At 66.4% G+C, this 20,152-nt stretch carries 16 protein-coding genes; 15 read left to right on the forward strand and 1 reads right to left on the reverse strand.

Going from position 1 to position 20,152, the window contains the following annotated elements; genetic code table 11:
- Positions 1-5 precede the first annotated feature (5 nt).
- The 13 genes from VH499_RS09205 to VH499_RS09265 all read left to right on the forward strand — a co-directional run bounded on the left by VH499_RS09205 (position 6) and on the right by VH499_RS09265 (position 16,112).
- Complete coding sequence (locus VH499_RS09205) at positions 6-1,439, forward strand: O-antigen ligase family protein (protein WP_332052416.1); 1,434 nt, start codon at positions 6-8, stop codon at positions 1,437-1,439.
- Between the two features lie 187 nt (positions 1,440-1,626).
- A complete protein-coding gene (locus tag VH499_RS09210; protein ID WP_332052417.1) occupies positions 1,627-2,892 on the forward strand; it encodes a sugar transferase in 1,266 nt (421 codons plus the stop codon).
- A gap of 43 nt (positions 2,893-2,935) precedes the next feature.
- Positions 2,936-4,765, forward strand: a complete 1,830-nt coding sequence (gene asnB / locus VH499_RS09215; protein ID WP_332052418.1) for an asparagine synthase (glutamine-hydrolyzing) — start codon at positions 2,936-2,938, stop codon at positions 4,763-4,765.
- A gap of 21 nt (positions 4,766-4,786) precedes the next feature.
- Positions 4,787-5,875, forward strand: coding sequence for a glycosyltransferase family 4 protein (locus tag VH499_RS09220; protein WP_332052419.1), 1,089 nt, complete (start codon positions 4,787-4,789; stop codon positions 5,873-5,875).
- Positions 5,872-6,717, forward strand: a complete 846-nt coding sequence (locus tag VH499_RS09225; protein ID WP_332052420.1) for an ABC transporter permease — start codon at positions 5,872-5,874, stop codon at positions 6,715-6,717. The genes VH499_RS09220 and VH499_RS09225 overlap by 4 nt, the downstream gene beginning before the upstream one ends.
- Before the next feature lies 1 nt (position 6,718).
- Positions 6,719-8,038 carry an ABC transporter ATP-binding protein gene (locus tag VH499_RS09230; RefSeq protein ID WP_332052421.1) on the forward strand — a complete coding sequence of 440 codons (1,320 nt, stop codon included), beginning with the start codon at positions 6,719-6,721 and terminating at the stop codon, positions 8,036-8,038.
- Positions 8,039-8,063: 25 nt separating this feature from the next.
- Complete coding sequence (locus tag VH499_RS09235; RefSeq protein WP_332052422.1) at positions 8,064-9,302, forward strand: glycosyltransferase; 1,239 nt, start codon at positions 8,064-8,066, stop codon at positions 9,300-9,302.
- Entirely contained in the window at positions 9,290-10,012 is a 723-nt protein-coding gene (locus VH499_RS09240; RefSeq protein WP_332052423.1) for a class I SAM-dependent methyltransferase, read from the forward strand. Before VH499_RS09235 ends, VH499_RS09240 begins: the two co-directional genes overlap by 13 nt.
- Positions 10,012-11,058: a glycosyltransferase gene (locus VH499_RS09245; protein ID WP_332052424.1), complete on the forward strand. Its 1,047-nt coding sequence runs from the start codon at positions 10,012-10,014 to the stop codon at positions 11,056-11,058. Before VH499_RS09240 ends, VH499_RS09245 begins: the two co-directional genes overlap by 1 nt.
- Complete coding sequence (locus VH499_RS09250) at positions 11,055-12,347, forward strand: hypothetical protein (protein ID WP_332052425.1); 1,293 nt, start codon at positions 11,055-11,057, stop codon at positions 12,345-12,347. Before VH499_RS09245 ends, VH499_RS09250 begins: the two co-directional genes overlap by 4 nt.
- Positions 12,347-13,498, forward strand: a complete 1,152-nt coding sequence (locus VH499_RS09255; protein WP_332052426.1) for a glycosyltransferase family 4 protein — start codon at positions 12,347-12,349, stop codon at positions 13,496-13,498. The genes VH499_RS09250 and VH499_RS09255 overlap by 1 nt, the downstream gene beginning before the upstream one ends.
- Before the next feature lie 48 nt (positions 13,499-13,546).
- Positions 13,547-15,028: a hypothetical protein gene (locus VH499_RS09260; RefSeq protein ID WP_332052427.1), complete on the forward strand. Its 1,482-nt coding sequence runs from the start codon at positions 13,547-13,549 to the stop codon at positions 15,026-15,028.
- A gap of 76 nt (positions 15,029-15,104) precedes the next feature.
- Entirely contained in the window at positions 15,105-16,112 is a 1,008-nt protein-coding gene (locus VH499_RS09265; protein WP_332052428.1) for a glycosyltransferase family 1 protein, read from the forward strand.
- On the opposite strand, the gene VH499_RS09270 is transcribed toward VH499_RS09265, so the two are convergent.
- The gene (locus VH499_RS09270) at positions 16,099-17,175 is read right to left on the reverse strand and encodes a PIG-L deacetylase family protein (RefSeq protein WP_332052429.1); all 1,077 of its coding nucleotides are present in this window, start codon (positions 17,173-17,175) and stop codon (positions 16,099-16,101) included. The genes VH499_RS09265 and VH499_RS09270 overlap by 14 nt on opposite strands.
- 146 nt (positions 17,176-17,321) lie before the next feature.
- On the opposite strand from VH499_RS09270, the gene VH499_RS09275 reads away from it, so the two are divergent.
- Entirely contained in the window at positions 17,322-18,479 is a 1,158-nt protein-coding gene (locus VH499_RS09275; RefSeq protein ID WP_332052430.1) for a glycosyltransferase, read from the forward strand.
- The gene (locus VH499_RS09280) at positions 18,476-19,624 is read left to right on the forward strand and encodes a hypothetical protein (protein WP_332052431.1); all 1,149 of its coding nucleotides are present in this window, start codon (positions 18,476-18,478) and stop codon (positions 19,622-19,624) included. The genes VH499_RS09275 and VH499_RS09280 overlap by 4 nt, the downstream gene beginning before the upstream one ends.
- Positions 19,625-20,152 lie beyond the last annotated feature (528 nt).

Genomic DNA, 20,152 nt, shown 5'->3' on the forward strand with positions numbered 1-20,152 from the left:
CTCCCGTGGCGTTCGCGCGCCGCGCCGCCGACGCCCTCATGGTCACCCTGTTCCTGGCCCTGCTTCTGGTGGCGCCGCTGCCGATGGGCGGCAATCGGGATTGGGCCTGGGCGCCGATGGCCGTGGTCGTCGCCGTTCTCGCCATCGTCATCGCAATGCACGGCAACCGCCAATGGCTCGGGCTCGCGGTCGGCGAGGGAAGGCCGATGGCGATCCTGATCGCCTGCTTCGCGCTGACGATGGGTGTCGCGGTGCTCCAGATGTCACCCTTCGCGCCGCAAACCGCGAGCGCCTCGTTCTACGCCAGGGCGGCCGCGATACTGGGTCATGCGCATGCTCCGGTGCCGAGCCTTGCGGTCGACGCATCGCTTCAGGCGTTGGTGCGCTGCCTGGCATGCGGCTTGATCTTCGTCATCGCGCGCATTCTCTGCGTCGACGGGCGGCACGCGCGGTGGCTCCTGATGGTTCTGACAGCCAGCGCCTTGCTGGTGACGATCTATGCCTTTCTCGAATTGCCCAACCACTCCTGCTTCGTCGGAAGCTACTTGAAGAAGCAGGGCGATTACGTGGCGGAATATGATCGCTGCGTGATGTCGGGCACCTTCGTGAACAGCAATTCCTTCGGCTGCTTCCTCGGCATGGCGGCGATTGCCGCAATCGCCCTGATCTTCCGTGAAGGATCAGCTGACCGTCACGCCGTGACCGAACTTGGCGAGAGCAGCCATATGCTCGATTGGCTGACCGGCTCGCGCCTGGCGCTGATGGCGCTGGCCCTGCTCTTTGCCGGCGGCTTGCTGCTGTCCGGCTCCCGCGCCGGTCTGGCCGCCACGGCCGCAAGTGCTGTCCTGCTCGGGGTGCTGCTGTCACGCGGTCGCCTGCGCTCGCGCCGCCATCTGGGCAGGGTTCTCGTCACGGCAGGCGTTGCGGGCGCCTTGATCTTCGTCATCGCAGGCGGCGCCCTGATGCAGAAGGTCGCGCGATCGTCGTCCGGTGGCACCGTCGATCGCGTCCTCATCTGGCAGACGACGCTTCGCGCGATCGAACAATCGCCATGGCTCGGTTGGGGCCTTGGCAGCTTCCCGGACATCTATGCCGTGCTGCAACCGCCCCAGATTCCGCTCGCCAACGACAAGGCCCACTCCACTCCGCTCGAGACCGTGCTCGAACTGGGCATCCCGGGCGGCGCGGTCGCGATGGTGGTCGTGCTGTTGCCCTGGATGGCGGCGGGGCGCGCTGCCTGGCGCCACCGCCGACGTCGCGATCTGACAGCGGCGGCGTTCGCGGTCGCGGCGGTGCCGATCCTCCATTCTACCGTCGACTTCAGTTTGCAGATGCCGTCCATCGCCTTCTTCGTCAGCGCCCTCCTCGGCATGGGTTGGGCCCAGGCGTTCGCGCAAATCGACCCGGCATCGAAGGCCTTTACGAAAGAAAATCAATGAATTATATTTCATTGTTGATGTAGTTTGTGGCGAGGGCACGCCCGGCTGGACGATCGGTTCGCCGGCAGATTGATCCGGTCTTCAGGTCTTGCCTGTGCCATTGACGCTACGCGGCTTTCGAAGGAGCGGCACTTTGCGAAATGCGATGGCGGTTGGAGGCGAGCCTTCGGCGGCTGAGTCGCTGCATATGCGCGAGTACGTCATCCGCTCCGCTCCGCAGCGCTTCATCGAGAGATGGATCGAGGCCATCGGGGGCTTCCTGTTCTGCGTCGTGATGCCGATTTCGTTCTACGCGACAGGCGAGCCGTTCAGAAACGGCTTCGGAGCGACCGAGCAGACCATTCTCGCGACCGCCTTTGCCTATGCCGTGGTCTGGTACATGGGCCGGCGGCTCGACGCTTTTCCGCGCTCAGCCCTGCAAGGTTACCTGCGCTATGTCGCGCCACTGGCCGCCATAGCCTATGCGACGATCGCGGTGATCCTCGTGCTGCTGCGCTCCGAATATTCCCGCATCCAGCTCTTCGGCAGCGGGGTGCTGGCGATGGTATGGATGGCAGCCATCGCCCGGCTGCGCGCGCGCTACCTCGTTCGCCACTATGCCGTAGTGCCGACGTCGCTGCTCGGCACCATGCCGCAGGTGCCGGGGTGCAGGTGGCTCGAGTTCGACGACGTTCAGATGGGCGGTGTCCGCGTCGATGCGATCGTCGCCGACCTCGCGGCCGGCCTGACCGAGAGCGAGCTTTCGGCGCTGGCCAACGCCGCCATAGCCGGGGTGCCCGTGCTCGACCGGCGTTTCATTCTCGAGAACCTGACGGGCCGGACGCCGCTCGGCGGCCTCACGCCCAACGAGTTCGGCGCCTTGCTGCCGTCCCGGCAATACCTGCTTGTTCGGCGCGCCATAGAGCTTGCGCTGACGGTTCTCGCTCTGCCGCTGCTTCTGCCTGCGCTTGGCGCGGTCGCCCTCCTTGTCCGCCTCGACAGCGCGGGACCGATCTTCTTCCTGCAGCCGCGCGTCGGCCGTCGCGGCCGGGTCTTCCGGATGGTCAAGTTTCGCACGATGTACCACGGCGCCGCGGGTCCGAGCTTCACGAGCAGCGCCGATCCGCGCGTGACCCGCATCGGCGCCTTCCTGCGGCGCTGCCGGCTCGACGAGTTGCCGCAGCTCGTGAACGTCCTGCGCGGCGACATGAGCTGGGTCGGACCACGGCCGGAGGCTTTGGTTCTCGATCAGCAGTATGTGCGCGACATTCCGCACTTTGCGCTGCGTGGCATCGTACGGCCCGGCGTCACGGGATGGGCGCAGATAAACCAGGGATATGCCCATGACCACGACGAAATGCGCTCCAAACTGGAGTATGATCTCTTCTATCTGAAGCATTGCTCGCTATGGCTGGACATCGTGATCGTGCTCCGCACCTTCGCCGTGATCCTCGGCGGTGCCGGCGCCCGCTGACGGTCACCCTCGCTTTTCGTTTCGTGCCAGTTTCGCCTTCGACATGTGCGGTATAGCCGGCATTTTCGCCTATCTCGACGTGGCGCCTCCGGTCGATTGCGGCGAGCTCGCGCGCATCAGCGCCCGCCAGGCGGCGCGCGGCCCGGACGGCAGCGCGGACTGGGTATCGCCGGACCAGCGGGTGGCCTTTGCCCATCGTCGTCTCGCCATCATCGATCTCTCGGAGCGCGGTTCGCAGCCGATGCACAGCGCCGATGGCGTGCTCACCATCACCTTCAACGGCGAGATCTACAATTATCGCGAGCTGCGTGCGGAGCTGGAGCGTAAGGGATGCACGTTCCGCACCGAAAGCGACACCGAAGTGCTGCTCCAGCTCTATGCCGACCGCGGCCCGGCCATGGTCGGGGCGCTGCGCGGCATGTTCGCCTTCGGGCTTTGGGACGCGCGCGCGCGTACGCTGCTGCTGGCGCGCGATCCGCTCGGCATCAAGCCTCTGTACTATGCGGACGACGGCTGGACGCTGCGCTTTGCTTCGCAAGCCAAGGCCTTGCTGGCCGGCGGCGCCGTGTCGCGCGAGCCGGACCCGGCAGGCATCGTCGGCTTCCATCTTCTGGGCAGCGTGCCCGAACCCTTCACCGTCTGGCGGGGAATTCGTGCGCTTCCGGCCGGCACGACGCTCGAGGTCGATGCCGTCGGGCCGGACTCGCCTGCCCGCTACTATCAGGTGGCGAGCTCGCTCGAACGCCGGGCGGCGGAGGCAGGCGACCCGTCCGGCGCGCGAACAAGGCTCGGCACCGCCGTGCGCGACTCGGTCCGCTATCATCTGGTGGCGGACGTGCCGGTCGCGGTCTTCCTGTCGGCCGGCCTCGATTCGGGGGCCTTGCTCGGCACCATGGCGGAGCTCGGCGTCCGCGACATCTCGGCGCTCACGCTCTCGTTCGCGGAGTTCCGCGGCAAGCCGAACGACGAAGCGCCGCTGGCTGCCGAAGTAGCCGCGCGCTATGGCGCGCGGCATATCGTTCGTACCGTCGACCGCGCCGAATTCGAGCGCGATCTGCCCGCCATTCTCGAGGCGATGGACCTGCCCACGATCGACGGCATCAATACCTGGTTCGTTGCCAAGGCCGCGCGCGAAGCGGGCATCAAGGTGGCGCTGAGCGGGCTGGGTGCCGACGAGTGCTTCGGCGGCTACCCGTCGTTCGCCGAGCTGCCGCGGGCAGTGCGCCTGCTGCGGCCGTTCCACTTCGTGCCGGGAGCGGGCCGGCTGCTGCGCTGCGCCATGTCGGCGGCCATCGGGCTCGGAGCCGGTTGGCATCCCAAGGCCGCCGGTCTGTTCGAGTATGGCGGCCAATGGGCCGGCGCCTATCTGTTGCGCCGGGCCGTCTACATGCCGTGGGAACTTGCCGCTCTCCTCGACTCCGACCTCGTCGAGGAAGGGATGCGGCGGCTGGCCCCGGTCAGTCGCATCGCCGCCGAGTTGCGGGCCGGACGCCCGCTCGGCGCGTTCGACCGTGTGTCCACGCTCGAGACATCGCTCTACATGCGCAATCAGTTGCTGCGCGATGCCGATTGGGCGGGAATGGCGCACTCGGTCGAGATCCGCGTTCCCTACGTCGATCCGTTCTTCCTGTCGGCGTTGCCGCCGGGTGATGTCCTTGAGGCCATCGACGCAAAGGCAGCCGTGGCCGACATCCCGCGGCCACCGCTGCCCGATCCCGTGCGCGGCCGCGCCAAGACCGGTTTCACGACGCCGGTCGGCCAATGGCTTCGCGCCGCGGCGGGCGCGGCGGAGGACGTGTCGTTCTCGGCTGCATCGCGTGCCTGGTTGCGGCATGTCTGGCAGGCGGGCTGGACAGGCGTCGCGTTGGCTTGAATGACAGGGAGTCCTCGGCTCTTGGCCTTGTTGACCGATGGCTACGGCACGCGCGGCGGCATCGCGCGCTATAACCAGGACCTGTTCGATTCGCTGGCCGAAGGCGGGGCGCGTGCCTTCATCCTGCCGCGCCTGGGCGACGCCACGGGCCTCGCTCTGCCGCCGGGAGTAGAGCAGGCGCGCCCGACCTTGGGCCGCGTCCACTATTTCGTGCGCTCGATTCTGACGGCATGGCGACACGGCCCGTTCGACGTCGTGTTCTGCGGCCATGTCTACATGGCGGTGCTCGGCTGGACGATTGCCCGGCTGCTCGGCGCGCGCCTCTGGCTGCAGGCGCACGGCGCCGAAGTGTTCGAGGCCCCGGATCGCTGGACGCGGCGCGCGGTGGAGGCGGCCGACCTCGTGACCGTCGTGAGCCGGGCCACACGGCGCGCGTTGCTGGAATGGGCCGACGTCGCGCCCGAGCGCGTGCGCGTCCTGCCCGATACGGTCCGCGACATGTTCGTGCCGGGTCCACCGTCCGAGGCGCTGCGGACACGGCTCGATCTTGGCCCCGGGCCGATCCTGCTCACGGTGGGCCGCCTTGCCGCGAGCGAACGCTACAAGGGACACGAGCAGGTCTTCGCAGCGCTGCCGGCTTTGCGCGGCGAATTTCCCGGTCTTGTCCATGTCGTGGCCGGCGACGGCGACGACCGTGCCCGCCTCGAGGCGCGCGCTGCCGAGATTGCCGGCGACAGGGCGGCCGTGCGGTTCATCGGCTTCGTGCCGGAAGAAGATCTTCCCGACCTTTATCGCACGGCCGACCTCTACGTCATGCCGAGCAGCAAGGAAGGCTTCGGCATCGTCTATCTCGAAGCGGCGGCCTGCGGCCTGCGCGTGGTCGGCGGGCGGGGCGGCGGCAGCGCCGATGCCGTCGGCGGGCAGACCGGGATGCTTGTCGATCCCGACGACAGCGCGGCCTTGGCCCAGGCGATCAAACGTCTGCTGGGCGAGGGCAGGGGCGACCCCAGGACGATCGAGCCGTACCGGCGCAAGCATTTTGCCGTCGCCGCGCGCCGGCTCCTGGCTCGCCTGATGGCTGCCCCGCGGCACGCGAAGGACGCCGCATGAACTCCTCCGACCGCCCGTTCTCGACGCGCCTCGTGCTCGAGGCGGGCCGGGCCGACCGCCAGTACTGGCAGGATCTCTGGCGCTATCGCGAGCTGCTGCTGATTCTGGCCTGGCGCGACGTTTCCGTCCGTTACCGGCAGACGGTGGTGGGCATCGTCTGGGCCTTCATCCGGCCGTTCCTGACGATGGTGGTCTTCACGGTCGTCTTCGGCCACATTGCCAAGATCGCGACCGGCACGACGGTGCCCTATGCGATCGTGGTGATCGGCGGCCTGCTGCCGTGGACATTGTTCTCGTCCGTCCTGGGCGAGGCCTCGACGAGCGTGATCGCCAACGCCAACCTGATCAACAAGGTCTACTTCCCACGGCTCATCGTGCCGCTGGCGACGGTGCTCGTCGTCGTCATCGATTTCGCGGTGAGCCTGTCGATCCTCGCGGCCTTGATGATCTGGTACGGCGTCGTTCCGGGCTGGCAGATCCTGCTCCTGCCTCTGTTCGTGCTGCTCGCGCTGCTCGTGAGCCTGGGCCCGGCGATCTGGGCAGCCGCGATCGTGGTCAAGTACCGCGACTTCCGCTTCGTCATCCCCTTCGTGCTTCAGTTCGGGCTCTATGTATCGCCGGTCGGGTTCCCGAGCTCGGTCGTGCCCGAGCGCTGGCGGCTGCTCTACAATCTCAACCCGATGGTCGGCATCATCGACGGCTTCCGCTGGTGCATCGTCGGCGGCGACAGCCCGATCTATCTGCCCGGCTTCATCCTCAGCCTCGCGGTGGCCGCCTTCTTCCTCTGGTGGGGTGTCAGGACCTTCCGCCGCATCGAGCGCAGCTTCGCGGACGTGATCTGACATGACCGATACCGTCATCCGCGCCGAAGGACTCGGCAAGAGATTCATCATCGGTCACAAGGTCGAGCGCGACGGGCTGTTGCGCGAGGCCATGACGACCGGTGCCCGCTCGCTGTTTCGCAGGGGCGCGGAGTTCCTGAAGGGACGCGCAAGCAACACGCCCGGAGAGACCGAGGAGTTCTGGGCGCTGCGCGATCTCAACTTCGAGATCAGACGGGGAGAACTGGTCAGCATCATCGGCCATAACGGCGCGGGCAAGTCCACTCTTCTGAAGGTCCTGTCGCGGATCACGGAGCCGACGCGGGGGCGGGTGGAGATCAACGGTCGCGTCAACAGCCTGCTCGAGGTCGGCACCGGTTTCCACCCCGAGCTGACCGGCCGCGAGAACATCTTCCTCAACGGCGCCATCCTGGGCATGAGCCGCGCCGAGATGCGGCGCCGGTTCGACGAGATCGTCGCCTTCTCGGGGGTCGGCAAGTTCATCGACACGCCGGTGAAGCGCTATTCGGTCGGCATGTACGTCCGCCTTGCTTTCGCCGTGGCCGCCCATCTCGAGGCGGAGATCCTGGTTGTCGACGAGGTCCTCTCCGTGGGCGACGCCGAGTTCCAGTCGCGCTGCATCAACCGCATGTCCGAGGTCGCGGGCAGCGGGCGCACCGTGTTGTTCGTCAGCCACAACTTCGCGGCGGTGACGGCGCTCACACGCCGCAGCATCGTGCTCGAAGGCGGCGTGCTCACCTTCGACGGTCCCGTCGATGCCGGCCTCGCCCACTATACCGCGTCGCTCGGCAAGCCCGAGCGGATACGGCATTGGGGACGCGGCAAGGACGCGACGCTGATTTCCGCCAAGCTTGTCGATGCCGACGGCGCGGCCACCGAGAACTTCACGCCGGGCACGCCGTTGCGCCTGAAGGTGGTCGTCGAGACGACGGGCATGCCCGGAATGTCGCTGGTGGCGATACTGCGCGATCATCACAATCTGCCGGTCGGCCTCTACTCGTCGGCGAGCTTCAGCAACATCCCGTTGCCGACCACGGCAGGCCGCTATGAATGCCTGCTGTCGCTCGATCCGCTCTATCTGGCAGCGGGCGAGTACAATATCGATCTCCAGACGACCAGCACCGCGATCGTCGTCGATCATCGCGTCGACGGGGCGGTGCAATTCTTCGTCAACGCCTGCAACCCCGGGTCCGTCGGTTACGATTTCCGCCAGGATCAGGGCGCCGGTCATCTGGCGCTGCGGCTGAGCGCACCGCTGCACTTCGAGTCCTTGTCGACCGAGGAGGCGCCGAGCCTTCACTCCGACCGACGTCTCGGATAGCCGGATGCCGCGCAGGATATGCATCTTGAGCCCGGGCAATCTGTCGTCCAATCCGCGCCTGGTGAAAGAAGCCGACGCGTTGCAAGAGGCGGGCTACGACGTGACCGTGATCGCATGCGACTACACCGGCGCGTTGAAGGCGTTCGACGACGAGATCGCGGGGGACGCGCCGTGGACAGTCATTCGCCTGCCGCGACGGCGGAGCGAAAGGTACCTGAACGCCATCGCGCGGCCTGCTGCGCGGGCGCTGTCGGCTGCGCGCCTTCCGGTTCCGATTCCGGTTGCAGCCAACGCCTATGGCGGTCCGAGCGCGTCACTGACCGCCGCAGCGGCGGCCGTGCATGCCGATCTCTACATCGCACATTATGTGCCCGCGCTTCCCGCGGCCGCAGCGGCCGCGCGCCGGCATCGGGCCACGCTGGGCTTCGACGCCGAGGACTTTCATTCCGGGGAAGGCACGGACAGTCCGGCAACCAGCCTTCAGACGGAATTGGTGATGCGGATCGAGCGCGCTTGCCTGCCGCGATGCGCTTACATAACTGCGTCTTCCCCCCTGATAGCGGAGGCCTACGCCAAGCGGTATGGCGTCGCTCCGACGACGGTCCTGAACGTATTTCCAAAGACCATGGCGGCTTCCATCGAGGCTGTCGCCCCGCCGCGTCAGAACGACGGCCTCACTGCCTACTGGTTCTCGCAGACCATCGGACTGGATCGCGGCCTGCAGAGCTTCATCCAGGCCATGGCGCGCTCGCGCGCGCACGTCACGCTGGACATACGCGGCAGCAATCGCTGGGGCCACGGCGACAGGCTGGTCGAGATGGGCCGCCAGCTGGGCGTGGCGGAACGCATAAGATTGCTGCCGATGGCGCCACCCGGGGAGATGGTGAAGCTGGCGTCGCCCTACGATATCGGGCTGTCGCTGGAGACGGACGTCTCCGAGAACCGCCGCCTCTGCCTCACCAACAAGGTGTTCACCTATTTGCTGGCGGGCGTGCCGACGATGATGAGCGATACGCCGGCGCAACGGGCGCTGGCGCCCCAGCTCGGCGCCGCTGCCGCATTGGTCTCGCTCTCGGATCCGGACGCCATGGCGCGCACGCTCGACGAGCTGGCCTCATCGCCGCAAGCGCTCGCCGGTGCCAAGGCGACGGCGTTGGAACTCGGTCGCCGCCGCTACAACTGGGACGTGGAGAAGGGCATCCTCGTCGATGCGGTAACGGCCGCCCTCGATCGCGCCGCCGGAGGCAGCAGGTGTCGGCACTGAAGCAGCGGCTCGGCAAGTGGCTGATCCCGCGGCTGCCGGTCAGTCCCTGGGTGTTCGGCATCTTCCGGCGCGAGCTGAATGCGATGACCGTCCGCTTGCTTGGCCGCGTGCACCCCGGCTGGATTGCCAGGCGGCGGGCCATCGGGCGACAGCGAGGATTGCTGGTCAATATCGGCTGCGGGCCGTTCGGTCGGGAAGGCTGGATCAATCTCGATCTGTTCGCGGCTGCCCATGTGACGATGCGCGCCGATTGCCGCCGCCGCCTCCCGCTGGCCGACGCCTCGGCACGCGGGATCCATGTGGAACACTATTTCGAGCATCTCGAGCCGGCGACCGAACGCCCCCGCTTTCTCGCCGAGTGCCGGCGCTGCCTCGAGCCCGGCGGCGTGCTGCGCATCATCGTGCCGGACATGCGCAAGTATATCGACGCCTATATCGCGCCGGGTTGGGAAGCGATCGATGCCGTGGGCTGCGGCGGCGAGAAGCCGCAAGCCGTCTTCGCGACCAAGATGGAAGCGCTCAACCACGTGTTCGTGCAGGACGGCGAGCACTATGGCGGTTTCGACGCGGAGCATCTTCGCCGCACCCTTGTGCAGGGCGGCTTCTCCGAGGTCGAGAAGGTCGAATGGCGCCAGGGACGCTTTCCCGGCGATGCCATAGATCGCGATCAGCACAAGCCCTATTCGCTCTACATGGAAGCGATCCGCTGATGCGCATTCTTCTCACGGCCGACCCTGAGATAGAGGTCCCGCCAAGACTCTATGGCGGGATCGAGCGCATCGTCGATGGCCTGGCGCGGCGATTGCGCCACCGTGGCCACACGGTCTGCCTGGTGGCGAAGCCGGGATCGACCTGCCCGGTCGATGTTCTCCGCGGCTGGCCCGGCCGCAGATCCCAAGCGCGGCCGGATACGCTGCGCAACACCTGGGCACTGCGCCGAGCAGTTCGCTCGTTCCGGCCCGACGTCGTCCACAGCTTCTCGCGCATCGCCTACCTCACGCCGCACCTGCGCGGTCCGGTTCCGCTCGTCATGACGTATCAGCGCGATCCCACGCCACGGACCGTGGGACTTGCACTGAAGCTCGCGGCCCCCGGGATGCTCAGCTTCACGGGCTGCAGCGACTATGTTGCCGCCTGTGGACGCCGGGCCGGCGGCAACTGGCGGGGCATCCCGAATTTCGCCGACATGGAGGCGCTTCAATTCAGCCCGGCCGTCGCGCCCGACGCGCCGCTGGTGTTCCTGAGCCGGGTCGAGAGCATCAAGGGCGCGCATTGGGCGATCGAGATCGCACGGCGGACGAGGCGCCGTCTCCTCATCGCCGGCAATCATGCCGCGTCGGGGCCGGAGGCGGACTACTGGAAGCAGCAGATCGCGCCCCGGATCGGTCGCGAAGGCATCGAGTATGTCGGACCGGTCGACGACCTTCAGAAGAACCGCATCCTGGGCCAGGCCCGCGCCATGATCGTCCCGATCCAGTGGGACGAGCCGTTCGGCATCGTCTTCGCCGAGTCGCTGGCCTGCGGCACGCCCGTCATCTCCTGTCCGCGCGGATCCTTGCCCGAGATCGTGCGGCAGGGCGTCGATGGGTTTCTGATCCGGTCGATCGAGGAGGGATGCGCCGCGGTCGAGAAGGCGGGCGCGCTCGACCGGGCGAGCTGCCGGCGCAGGGCCGAAGAGCAGTATGCGCCCGATGTCGTGGTCGCCCGCTATCTCGATCTCTATGAAGAAGTCCGCCGCGGCGTGGGACGCCGGTGACCAAGACCGTCGCCCTGGTCAGTGGACACTTTCCGCCGAGCAACCTCGTCGGTGCGCATCGCGCGCGGCTCTGGTCGCGCTACCTGCCCGAATTCGGCTGGACGCCGATCGTCGTCACCGGCGATCCGGCCTGCTACGGAGAGAGGCCGGATCCCGATCTTGAACGGCTGGTAGCGGCAAACCTGCGGGTGATCCATGCGCCGACCTTGTCGAACCGGCGGCTTCGTCTCGTCAACGACATCGGCGTGCGCGCCTTCCTCGGCTGCTACCGCGTGCTGGCCGGACTTGCGGCGCGGCGCGAGATCGACTTCGTGCTGGTGACGATTCCCTCCAACTTCCTGGCTCCCGTCGGTCGGCTGATTCACCTTCGCCATGGCGTCCCGTTCGGAATCGACTACCAGGACCCCTGGATCAATCGCTGGCCCGGCGTTGACCGCCCGCTCACGAAGGCGTGGGCGTCTTATCGGCTGGCCGGCCTGCTGGAACCCTGGTCGGTGCGGGATGCAGCGCTGATCACCGGCATGGCGCCGGGCTATGCCGCCGGCATGCTCGATCGCAATCCCGATGTCGCACGGAGCGCCATCCTCGCCTTCATGCCGATGGGGAGCGCGCCCGAGGATTTCGATCTGGTGAGAACGTTGCACCGGCCGAGCTTCCTGTTCCAGCCGGACGACGGTCACTTCCACATGATCTATGCGGGAGCGCTCCTGCCGGCCGGACTCGACGTGCTCGACGCTTTTCTCGGCGCACTGAAAGAGCTGCAGAAGCTCGCACCCGGCGTCGCCAGCCGCCTTCGGGTCCACTTCGTCGGCACCGGGACATCGCCCGACGATCCGCAAGGCCATCGCGTGCTGCCGCGCGCACGGATGCTCGGCGTCCACGGCATGGTGACCGAGCATCCGCATCGCATCGGCTATGTCGACACTCTGAACCATCTCGACAAGAGCGACGCGATTCTGATCCTTGGATCGAGCGAGCGGCACTACACGCCGTCGAAGGTCTTCCAGGGGATGCTGTCGCGTCGGCGGATCTTCGCGATGCTGCATGCCGACAGCAGCGCCGTGGATATGATCCGCTCGGCAAGAGCGGGATGCGTCCTCTCCATGGTGCAAGCAGCTCCGCCGGCGCCGGCAGAAATCGCCCGCGAACTGGAAAAGTTCATCAAGGATACGTCCTGGGACCCGGATACCGTCGACACCGCGATCTGCGAGTCTCTGTCCGCAAGGGCCTCGACGCGCGCGCTGGCCGCCGCGCTCGACCGTGCCTGCGCCGGCAAGGCGCCGGCCTGATGACGCTTCGTATCGGCTTCCTGATCAGTCATCCGATCCAGTATTGGACGCCGATCCTGCGTGAGCTCGACAAGTTGTGCGAGCTCACCGTGTACTTCGCCCATCGCCAGACTGCCGAGCAGCAGGCGCACGCCGGGTTCGGCGTGCCCTTCGAGTGGGACACCGACATCATGTCGGGCTATCGCAGCGAGTTCCTGACGAATGTCTCGCGCCGCCCCTCGTCGGACAGCTTTTGGGGATGCAACACGCCCGGCATCGTCGAGAAGATCGCCCAGGGTCGCTTCGACGCTTTCGTCGTGCCGGGCTGGGCCTTGTGGAGCTACTGGCAGGCGGTGTTCGCCTGCAGGCGGAACGGTGTGCCGATCATGGTCCGGGGCGACTCTCAACTCATCGACGAGCGCCGGGGACCTCTGCGGGCGATCAAGCAGATCGTCTTTCCCTCGATATTGCGGTGCTTCGACGGGTTTCTCTATGTGGGCGAGCGCAACCGCGAATACCTGCTCCACTACGGGGTCGCGCCACGGCGCCTGTTCTTCTCGCCGCATTGCGTCGACAACGATGCCTTCCGGTCCGGCAGCGAGGCGGCACGGCAGTCGGGCGGGTCGACGCGGCAAACGCGCACCGCGCGCATCCTTTTCGCGGGCAAGCTCATTCCCCGCAAGCGTCCGCTGGACATCCTTCGCGCCGCCAAGCTCCTGCAGGATCGTGGCATGGATCTCGACATCACTTTCGCCGGTTCGGGCCAGCTCGGTGAGGAACTCGCAAGCTTTGCGCACTCGGCCGGCCTGTCCGTGAAATGGCGCGGCTTCGTCAATCAGAGCGAGATGCCCGCCATGTACGCGGCCGCTGATGTCGTCGTGCTGCCCTCGCAATCCGACACCTGGGGCCTCGTCGTGAACGAAGCCATGGCCTGCGGCGTGCCGGCGGTGGTGTCCGATATCGTCGGCTGCGGCCCGGACCTCGTTGTCCCGGGGCTGACGGGCGAAATCTTTCCGCTCGGGGATATCGCCGCCCTGAGCCGGGCGATCGAGGCCGTGCTGCGCGCCGCGCCGGAGGGGCAGCGCCGTGACATCGCCGCTCGAATCGCCGCGTATTCGCCGGCGGCCGCGGCCCGCGGCATCCTCGAAGGCGCCGTCCGTTTGCAAAAGTAATACTTTTGCAAAAGCCGACAAACCAGCGTAAACATTGATCTTTATGCCATGACCGCCACTACCGCCTCGACCATTCATCCACCCGCCCAACTGGATTTCAGGCTCGTCCTGAAAGGGGCCCGGCTGTTGGCGATCCTGTGCGCGATCATCGCGGTCTTCTCGCCCGATCCCATCGCCTTCGCCATCGGCGGCGCGATCCCGTGGCTGTGCCTGCGCATTCTTTACACGCGCGCGATGCCGGCTGCTCTGCTCTATCTGTTCATATGGCAATGGTTGCAGATCTTCGCCCGCATGGTGCAGTCCTGGGTCGACGGACAGACGCTGACGGCAAGCCTTTCCGGGCCCAATGTCGTCCGCGCCTATTGGTACATGATGGTGAGCCTGGTCGTCCTCGCCGTCGTCTTTCGCCTCGTTCTGACGAACGTCAAGCCCGCCACTTCCGCGCAGCGCACGGCCCACCTTCGATGGAGTGTCCGCCAGTTGGTGATCCTGTACGGGCTGGGATTCATCGTCTCCAGCGCGGCCGCCGTTCTCGGCCGCGGCGGTCTGGCCCAGCCGGCGGAGACGCTGGGGCAGGTCAAGGTCGTCGCCCTGTTCGTCCTCTTCGTCTACGTCATGTCGACCGGACGTGGCGGGGCGATCATGCTCGCTGTGGTGCTGTTCGAGATCGCAGCAGGCTTCACCGGGTTCCTGTCGGATTTCCGCAGCGTCTTCATCTTTCTCGCGATCGCGGCGGTGACGGCGCGGATCAGGCTGAGGTTCAGCACGGGCTTTCTGGCCGTCTGCGCGGTCGTTACCCTGACGATGCTCGCGCTGTTCTGGACATGGGTCAAAGCCGACTATCGGGAATATGCGTCGAAGTCGTCCGACTCGCAGACCATCGTCGTGCCGCTGTCGGATCGCCTCGCATATCTGGGCGACAAGATGCTCTCGGTCGGCGACATCGATCTCGGCCGGACGAGCTATCTGCTGCTGACCCGGTTTGCCTACGTCGACATTTTTGCCTCGGTCATCGACGTCCAGGAGGTGTCCGTCGAGCCGATTGTGATGCGACAGTGGAAAGAGGCGCTGGAGCATGTGTTCAAGCCGCGCGTGTTCTTTCCCGACAAGGCGGATCTCTCGGACACCGAGGTCTACGTGCGGCTCACCGGCCGGCTGTTGTTCGACGAGGTGTCCACGGGAACTTCGATCAGCGTCGGCTACATGGGCGAGAACTTCGCCGACCTCGGCTTCCCGGGCATGTTGCTCGGCATCGCAGTGCTTGGGCTCGGCCTCGCCGTTTGCGTGCGTGTCCTGATGTCCTTCGACCTGCCGATGGCGATGCGCGAGGGGGTCATCATGGCCTTCGCCTTCAGCATGGCGCGCGATGGCGTCGAGGTCTCCCTGCCCAAGATGATCGGTGCGGCCTTGATGTTCATGATCATATTTGTCCCGACCATCAAGTTTGTCGTCCCGCGCGTCATCCTGTGGCTCGACAGGCCGGCGCAGGGCGCGGCGCGGCGGAGGTCTCCGCAAGCGGCCCATCCGTGACGTCGCCGGTGGATCGAGAAGGGCCGGCGCCGACGGCAGCCGATTGGCACGGCAAAGCAGGACATCCTCGGTTTGCATGGCGGCTGGCCCAGCGATGAAGGTCGGACGACCGATCAACCTGTTCTACGAAGAGCCTGATCCCGACCGGTGGCTGCCGCTCGACCGTTACCCGCGACGTCTGATCCGGCACCTGGTGCGTGGTCCGACGCAGCCCGGCGGGGCGATGCGCGTGTTCCTCAACCTCAAGGCCGGCCTCGACCGGATCGGCGTTGCCCATCGCGTCAACGACTTCCGATACATGAGGAAGAATCCCGACGATCTGGCGTGCCTGATCGGCAAGCCGCATCTGTTGCAGAGGTTCCCGCCGCACACGCCGCTCTTGTTCGGCACTTCGATCTACAATCACCCGATCGACGACGAATGCCTTCCGAAACGGCATCTGGTCCGCCAGGTGCTCGTACCGAGCGAATGGGTCGGGCAGATGTTCTCGAAGGTCTGGCCTGGCCTCGTCAGCGTGTGGCCGGTCGGCATCGATACCGGCCGCTGGGAGCCTTCGCCGTCCCAACCCAAGGACGTCGACGTCCTGGTCTACGACAAGATCTACCGCCGGCGGGAGGACTATCGGACCGAACTGATCGAGCCGCTGATGGCCGAGCTGCGAGGCAATGGGCTCGCGGTCGAATATCTGCGCTACGGCTCCTATGCCGAATGGGAATTGTTTGCTCTCAGTCGCCGCGTACGTTCCATGGTCTATCTCAGCCATCACGAGACCCAGGGCATCGCCCTGCAGCAGATGCTGTCGGCAGACGTGCCGGTCTTCGCCTGGGATCCCGGCGGCGACTGGCAGGACCTCGAATATCTGCGGCGCGGTGTGCGCTACGGACCTGTCACGTCCGTGCCCTACTGGGATGAGCGATGCGGCATCAAGTTCGCCGGCGCGGCCGACTTGCGATCCGCCTTTGCCGACTTCTGGCACGGAGTGAAGACCAATGCCTTTAGTCCGCGCCGGCTCATCTTCGACAAGTGTCTGACGCTCGAGGCGGCCGCCGAAGCCTACGCGGCGCTCGCTGCTAGGTACGGGTGACCGCGCCGAGTTCGGCATCGGGCGGCAATTCCTTCCGCCAGTCCGTCAACTCGCCTTCGCGGCCGATGGTGCCGAGTTGCACGGGGAACAGGCGATCGACGACGCCTGCCGGCAATAGCCGTCGTGCGGCAAGCACGAAGCCCAGGTACGAGCCGCGAAGAGGGAAGGGGCGGGCCCTGCAGCGTGTCCGGTCCCAGCGCGCAAAACGGTCGGGATAGGCGCGGGTCGCCATGAGGGACGCGGCGTTTTGGCTCACGAAGGAGCCCAGCATGCGGCGCTTGCGATCGAGTTCGCGAGGATCGAGGCGGAACTTGACGATGGTCCGGTCATCGATGCCGTCGGGCGGTCCACAATAGGAGACGAGACCGAAGAGCCAGCGCGTGCAGAGGGCGATCACACGATGGGGCGTGTATCGCAAGGAAGTGCAGGGGCTGTACTCGGGCGCCTCGAACACCTCGAAGCGATCCTGCGGTGTCACGATCAGGCCGATCAGCGCCGCCACCATGTCGTGATGGATGTGGCCGCCCTCGAACATCGGCATCACGATCACGGAAGGACGGAATTCGTCGATGATCGACCTCAAGGCGAGGGCGGCGGCGCGAAGCCTCGCGGGATTGCGCTGGCGCAGCGGCGGCAGAAGGTCGAGATGCACGAGATCGCAGTCCTGCAGGCCGGCCTCACGCCATGCCGCGCGCGCTTCCCCGGTACGCCGCTCGGCCAGTCCGGGCGTCTCGTCAGGCGCCAGGTAGACGATGCGCGTGACGCCGCCCAGGCTGCGGTTTCGTGGCCCAATTGCGCCGGCGGCGATGACGCAATCGTCCTCGTGCGGTGCCAGGACGAGAAGACGGCAAGGCCTGTCCCAGGTCTCCCATCGCTCGATCGCGCGCAGGCGGGCGAGCGCCCAGCCCGATATCGCGAACAACAGCAGGTAGAACGCCGCGAAGGGCAGGAAGATGAGATCCAGCGGCCACGGGCTTGCCGAGACCGTCCACCACAAGACACCGGCGAGCCCACCGAGAAGGGCAACGGGAACCGATGGCGTGAAGAAGATGCGAAGCTTCATCCGATGCTCGTCCGCGCCTTCCCGGCCAGCGCCTCAACGGTTGATCGTTCCCGATGGCCCTACCTATGCTATTGCCACCGCGCTGCTCGCAAGCCCGACGTTGACGGACATATCTTTTGCGCCTTCTCCATATCGTTCCGACCTATTTGCCCGCGCTTCGATATGGTGGCCCCATTCGTTCGGTTCATGCTCTCTGTCGCGGCCTCGCAACATGCGGCCATGACGTCCATGTCTTCACCACCAATGTCGACGGGGACGGCGACACCGACGTACCGCTGGAAAGGGCCGTCGATCTCGACGGGGTGAAGGTCACGTACTTCCCGAGCCGCAGGCTGCGTCGCCTCTACTGGTCTCCGCCGATGCGCCGTGAGCTGTTGCAGGCCCTGCCGACTTTCGACCTCGTGCACCTGCATGCCATCTATCTCTGGCCGCTCTGGGCCGGCGCACGCATTGCCCGCAGGGTCCACGTTCCCTACGTATCGTCACCGCGCGGCATGCTGGCGCCCGAGCTCATCCGGCGAAAAAGCCGGTTCGTCAAGGAGGCCTGGCTCGGCCTGATCGAGCGCCGAAATCTCGAGAACGCCGCCGCCATCCATGCCACGTCGACTGCGGAGGCCGACGACATTCGCCGTCTCGGCTGGTCGTTGCCGCCGGTCCGGGTCGTGCCGCACGGAGTGGACGATCCCGAGCAGACATCCGGCAAGTCCGCGTCGGCCGACGTCACTGCGGCGATCGCCGGCGGCGGCTACGTCTTGTCCCTCGGCCGCATCAACTGGGAGAAGGGGCTCGATCGCCTGATCGGCGCCCTGCCGGCTTCGCCGACGGCGCGTGTCGTCATCGCCGGCGACGATCGCGAAGGCCATGCGGCCTCCCTGCGCGAGCTCGCACGGCAGCTCGATGCCAGTGATCGCGTGACCATACTCGCGCGCCACGTCGACGGCGCGGACAAGGAGGCGCTGTTCGCCGGAGCGGCATTGTTTGCCATGCCCTCGCTCGCCGAGAATTTCGGGCTTGCCGCCTTCGAGGCGATGCGGCGCGGTCTTTCGGTGCTGGTCACGCGAGAAGTCGGGATGTCGGAAATCGTGCGCGAGGCCAAGGCAGGCATCGTGGTCGAAGGTGCACCGGAAGCCGTCGCGGCCGGACTGAACATTCTCCTGGCGGATGCATCCAGGCGAATGGCAATGGGCGATGCGGGGCGCGCCCATGTCGTCGCCCGCTATGGATGGCCTGCGGTCGTCGGGCAGATGGAGGCGCTGTATCGATCGGCGCTCGCGGCGGACGCGAGGAAGAAGGCGCTGCGATGAGCGATCTCCTGTCCCTGAGCCCATTCGATCCCGCCAGCGAGCCGCGCATCGTCATCATTGCCGATTGGCTGCCGCCCGATTTCGGCGCCGTCGGCCAGTACATGCTGATGCGCGCCCGCTCGTTCGCCGAGCGCGGCCATCAGGTGACGTTGATCGGCCTGACCGCGGGACGCGGATCACGTCGCAGTGCCCGGCTCGGCCCCGGAACCCTGACTGAAACAAGATTGTCCGCCCAACCCGTCCCGCGGGCCTCGCTGCCGAGACGACTCCTCTGGACGATCTGGACCGACATGCGGCTGGTCTCCGCCGCCTTCGGTCCGATGCGGCGTGCCGACGGCATCCTGTTCACCGGCTCGCCGCCGTTCCTGATCCACTTCCTGGCGCCCCTCAAGCGTCTTTGGCGAGGCCGGCTCGTCTATCGGATCACCGACTTTCACCCCGAATGCCTGATCGCCGCCCGGGAGCGCTCGTCATTGATGCTGCGCGCCTTGCTGAGGCTCACGAACTTTTGGCGGCGAAGGGTCGATGGCTTCGAGGTTCTGGGTGACGACCAGTACCGACGCCTCGAGGCGACCGGGGTTGCCGCCGAGCGGATTGCGCTGGTGCGCGACGGGTCACCCATAGACTTCGCCGTGGACGCCCCGGCCGATCCCCTCCCGGCCGAGCTCGCCGGTCATTGCGTGCTGCTCTATGCGGGCAACTACGGCATTGCACATGAAGTCGAGACCGTGGCGGAGGGTTACCGGCTTCATCACCGTCGGGGATCGGGCAGGGTGCGCCTTTGGCTCAGCGCGTCGGGGGCCGGCGCGGAGGCCCTTGTCGGACGCTTTACCGACGACAGGCTGCCCTTTCACAGCACGCCGCCCGTGCCACTGGAACGGCTTCCCGGCCTGCTGCGCAGCCCCGACGGCCATCTCGTCACCCTCAAGGACCGCTTCGTGGGGTTCGTCATGCCGTCGAAGATCTATGGCTGCCTGGCGTCGAAGCGCCCGTTGATCTTCGTCGGCAGCGAGGAATCGGACGTCGACATGCTGGCGCGGCGCTCCCACCTGCCGTACTGGCGGGTCGCCTGCGCCGATGCCGCCGGTTTTGCCGCCGCCCTGGAGCGGTTTGCAGACTGGATCGAGAAGGATGACGCAGCCTGATCCTCTGAAATATTATTGCTCTTCGGACCGATGCGTTCAGCGTTCGATAAGGTATCGGAAGTTCCTGTTCGTCTTTCCCGACTTGGTTTTTGGTGGCTTTTTCGGTATCTTAGCGGAAGATTTGCAGGCTGAGGCTTAGGAAATCGACGGTGACGCGATCGTCGGGGTGTGAATGGGTGGTTTTCGATGCGGAAAATTGCATTCAAGACGCAGGGTCTGGTCGTTGCCGGATTGATTTGGTTCGGTTGGCTGGCCTTCGCGCAGGAGGCGTGGAACCAAAATCAGGGCCGGACTCAGGACGATGGAACCGCCTTCCTGCAGAGCAGCGATCTGCTCCAGGGAACAACCGTGCCGCAGGGTGCCGGCCCGTTGCAGAGCGCGGGTCCGCTTCTCGGCGCAAGTCCGCTTGAAGGCTCCGTGCCGTTGTCGGTTTCGACGCCGGCGGTTTTCGTCCGGCCGCAACTCCAGAGCGGCCCGCCGTTCCTGATCCTGCTGGCATCGTTGCCGCTCTCGGCTCTCACGACGACT

It is taken from the genome of Reyranella sp. (assembly GCF_036558665.1).
Classification (GTDB): domain Bacteria; phylum Pseudomonadota; class Alphaproteobacteria; order Reyranellales; family Reyranellaceae; genus Reyranella.

What these genes read in the sequence shown, in the direction of transcription:
- asnB (WP_332052418.1), top strand. Translation starts at nt 2,936, where the DNA reads ATGTGCGGTATAGCCGGCATTTTCGCCTATCTCGACGTGGCGCCTCCG.
- VH499_RS09225 (WP_332052420.1), top strand. Translation starts at nt 5,872, where the DNA reads ATGAACTCCTCCGACCGCCCGTTCTCGACGCGCCTCGTGCTCGAGGCG.
- VH499_RS09210 (WP_332052417.1), top strand. Translation starts at nt 1,627, where the DNA reads ATGCGCGAGTACGTCATCCGCTCCGCTCCGCAGCGCTTCATCGAGAGA.
- VH499_RS09280 (WP_332052431.1), top strand. Translation starts at nt 18,476, where the DNA reads ATGAGCGATCTCCTGTCCCTGAGCCCATTCGATCCCGCCAGCGAGCCG.
- VH499_RS09245 (WP_332052424.1), top strand. Translation starts at nt 10,012, where the DNA reads ATGCGCATTCTTCTCACGGCCGACCCTGAGATAGAGGTCCCGCCAAGA.
- VH499_RS09270 (WP_332052429.1), bottom strand. Translation starts at nt 17,175, where the DNA reads ATGAAGCTTCGCATCTTCTTCACGCCATCGGTTCCCGTTGCCCTTCTC.
- VH499_RS09260 (WP_332052427.1), top strand. Translation starts at nt 13,547, where the DNA reads ATGACCGCCACTACCGCCTCGACCATTCATCCACCCGCCCAACTGGAT.
- VH499_RS09255 (WP_332052426.1), top strand. Translation starts at nt 12,347, where the DNA reads ATGACGCTTCGTATCGGCTTCCTGATCAGTCATCCGATCCAGTATTGG.
- VH499_RS09230 (WP_332052421.1), top strand. Translation starts at nt 6,719, where the DNA reads ATGACCGATACCGTCATCCGCGCCGAAGGACTCGGCAAGAGATTCATC.
- VH499_RS09265 (WP_332052428.1), top strand. Translation starts at nt 15,105, where the DNA reads ATGGCGGCTGGCCCAGCGATGAAGGTCGGACGACCGATCAACCTGTTC.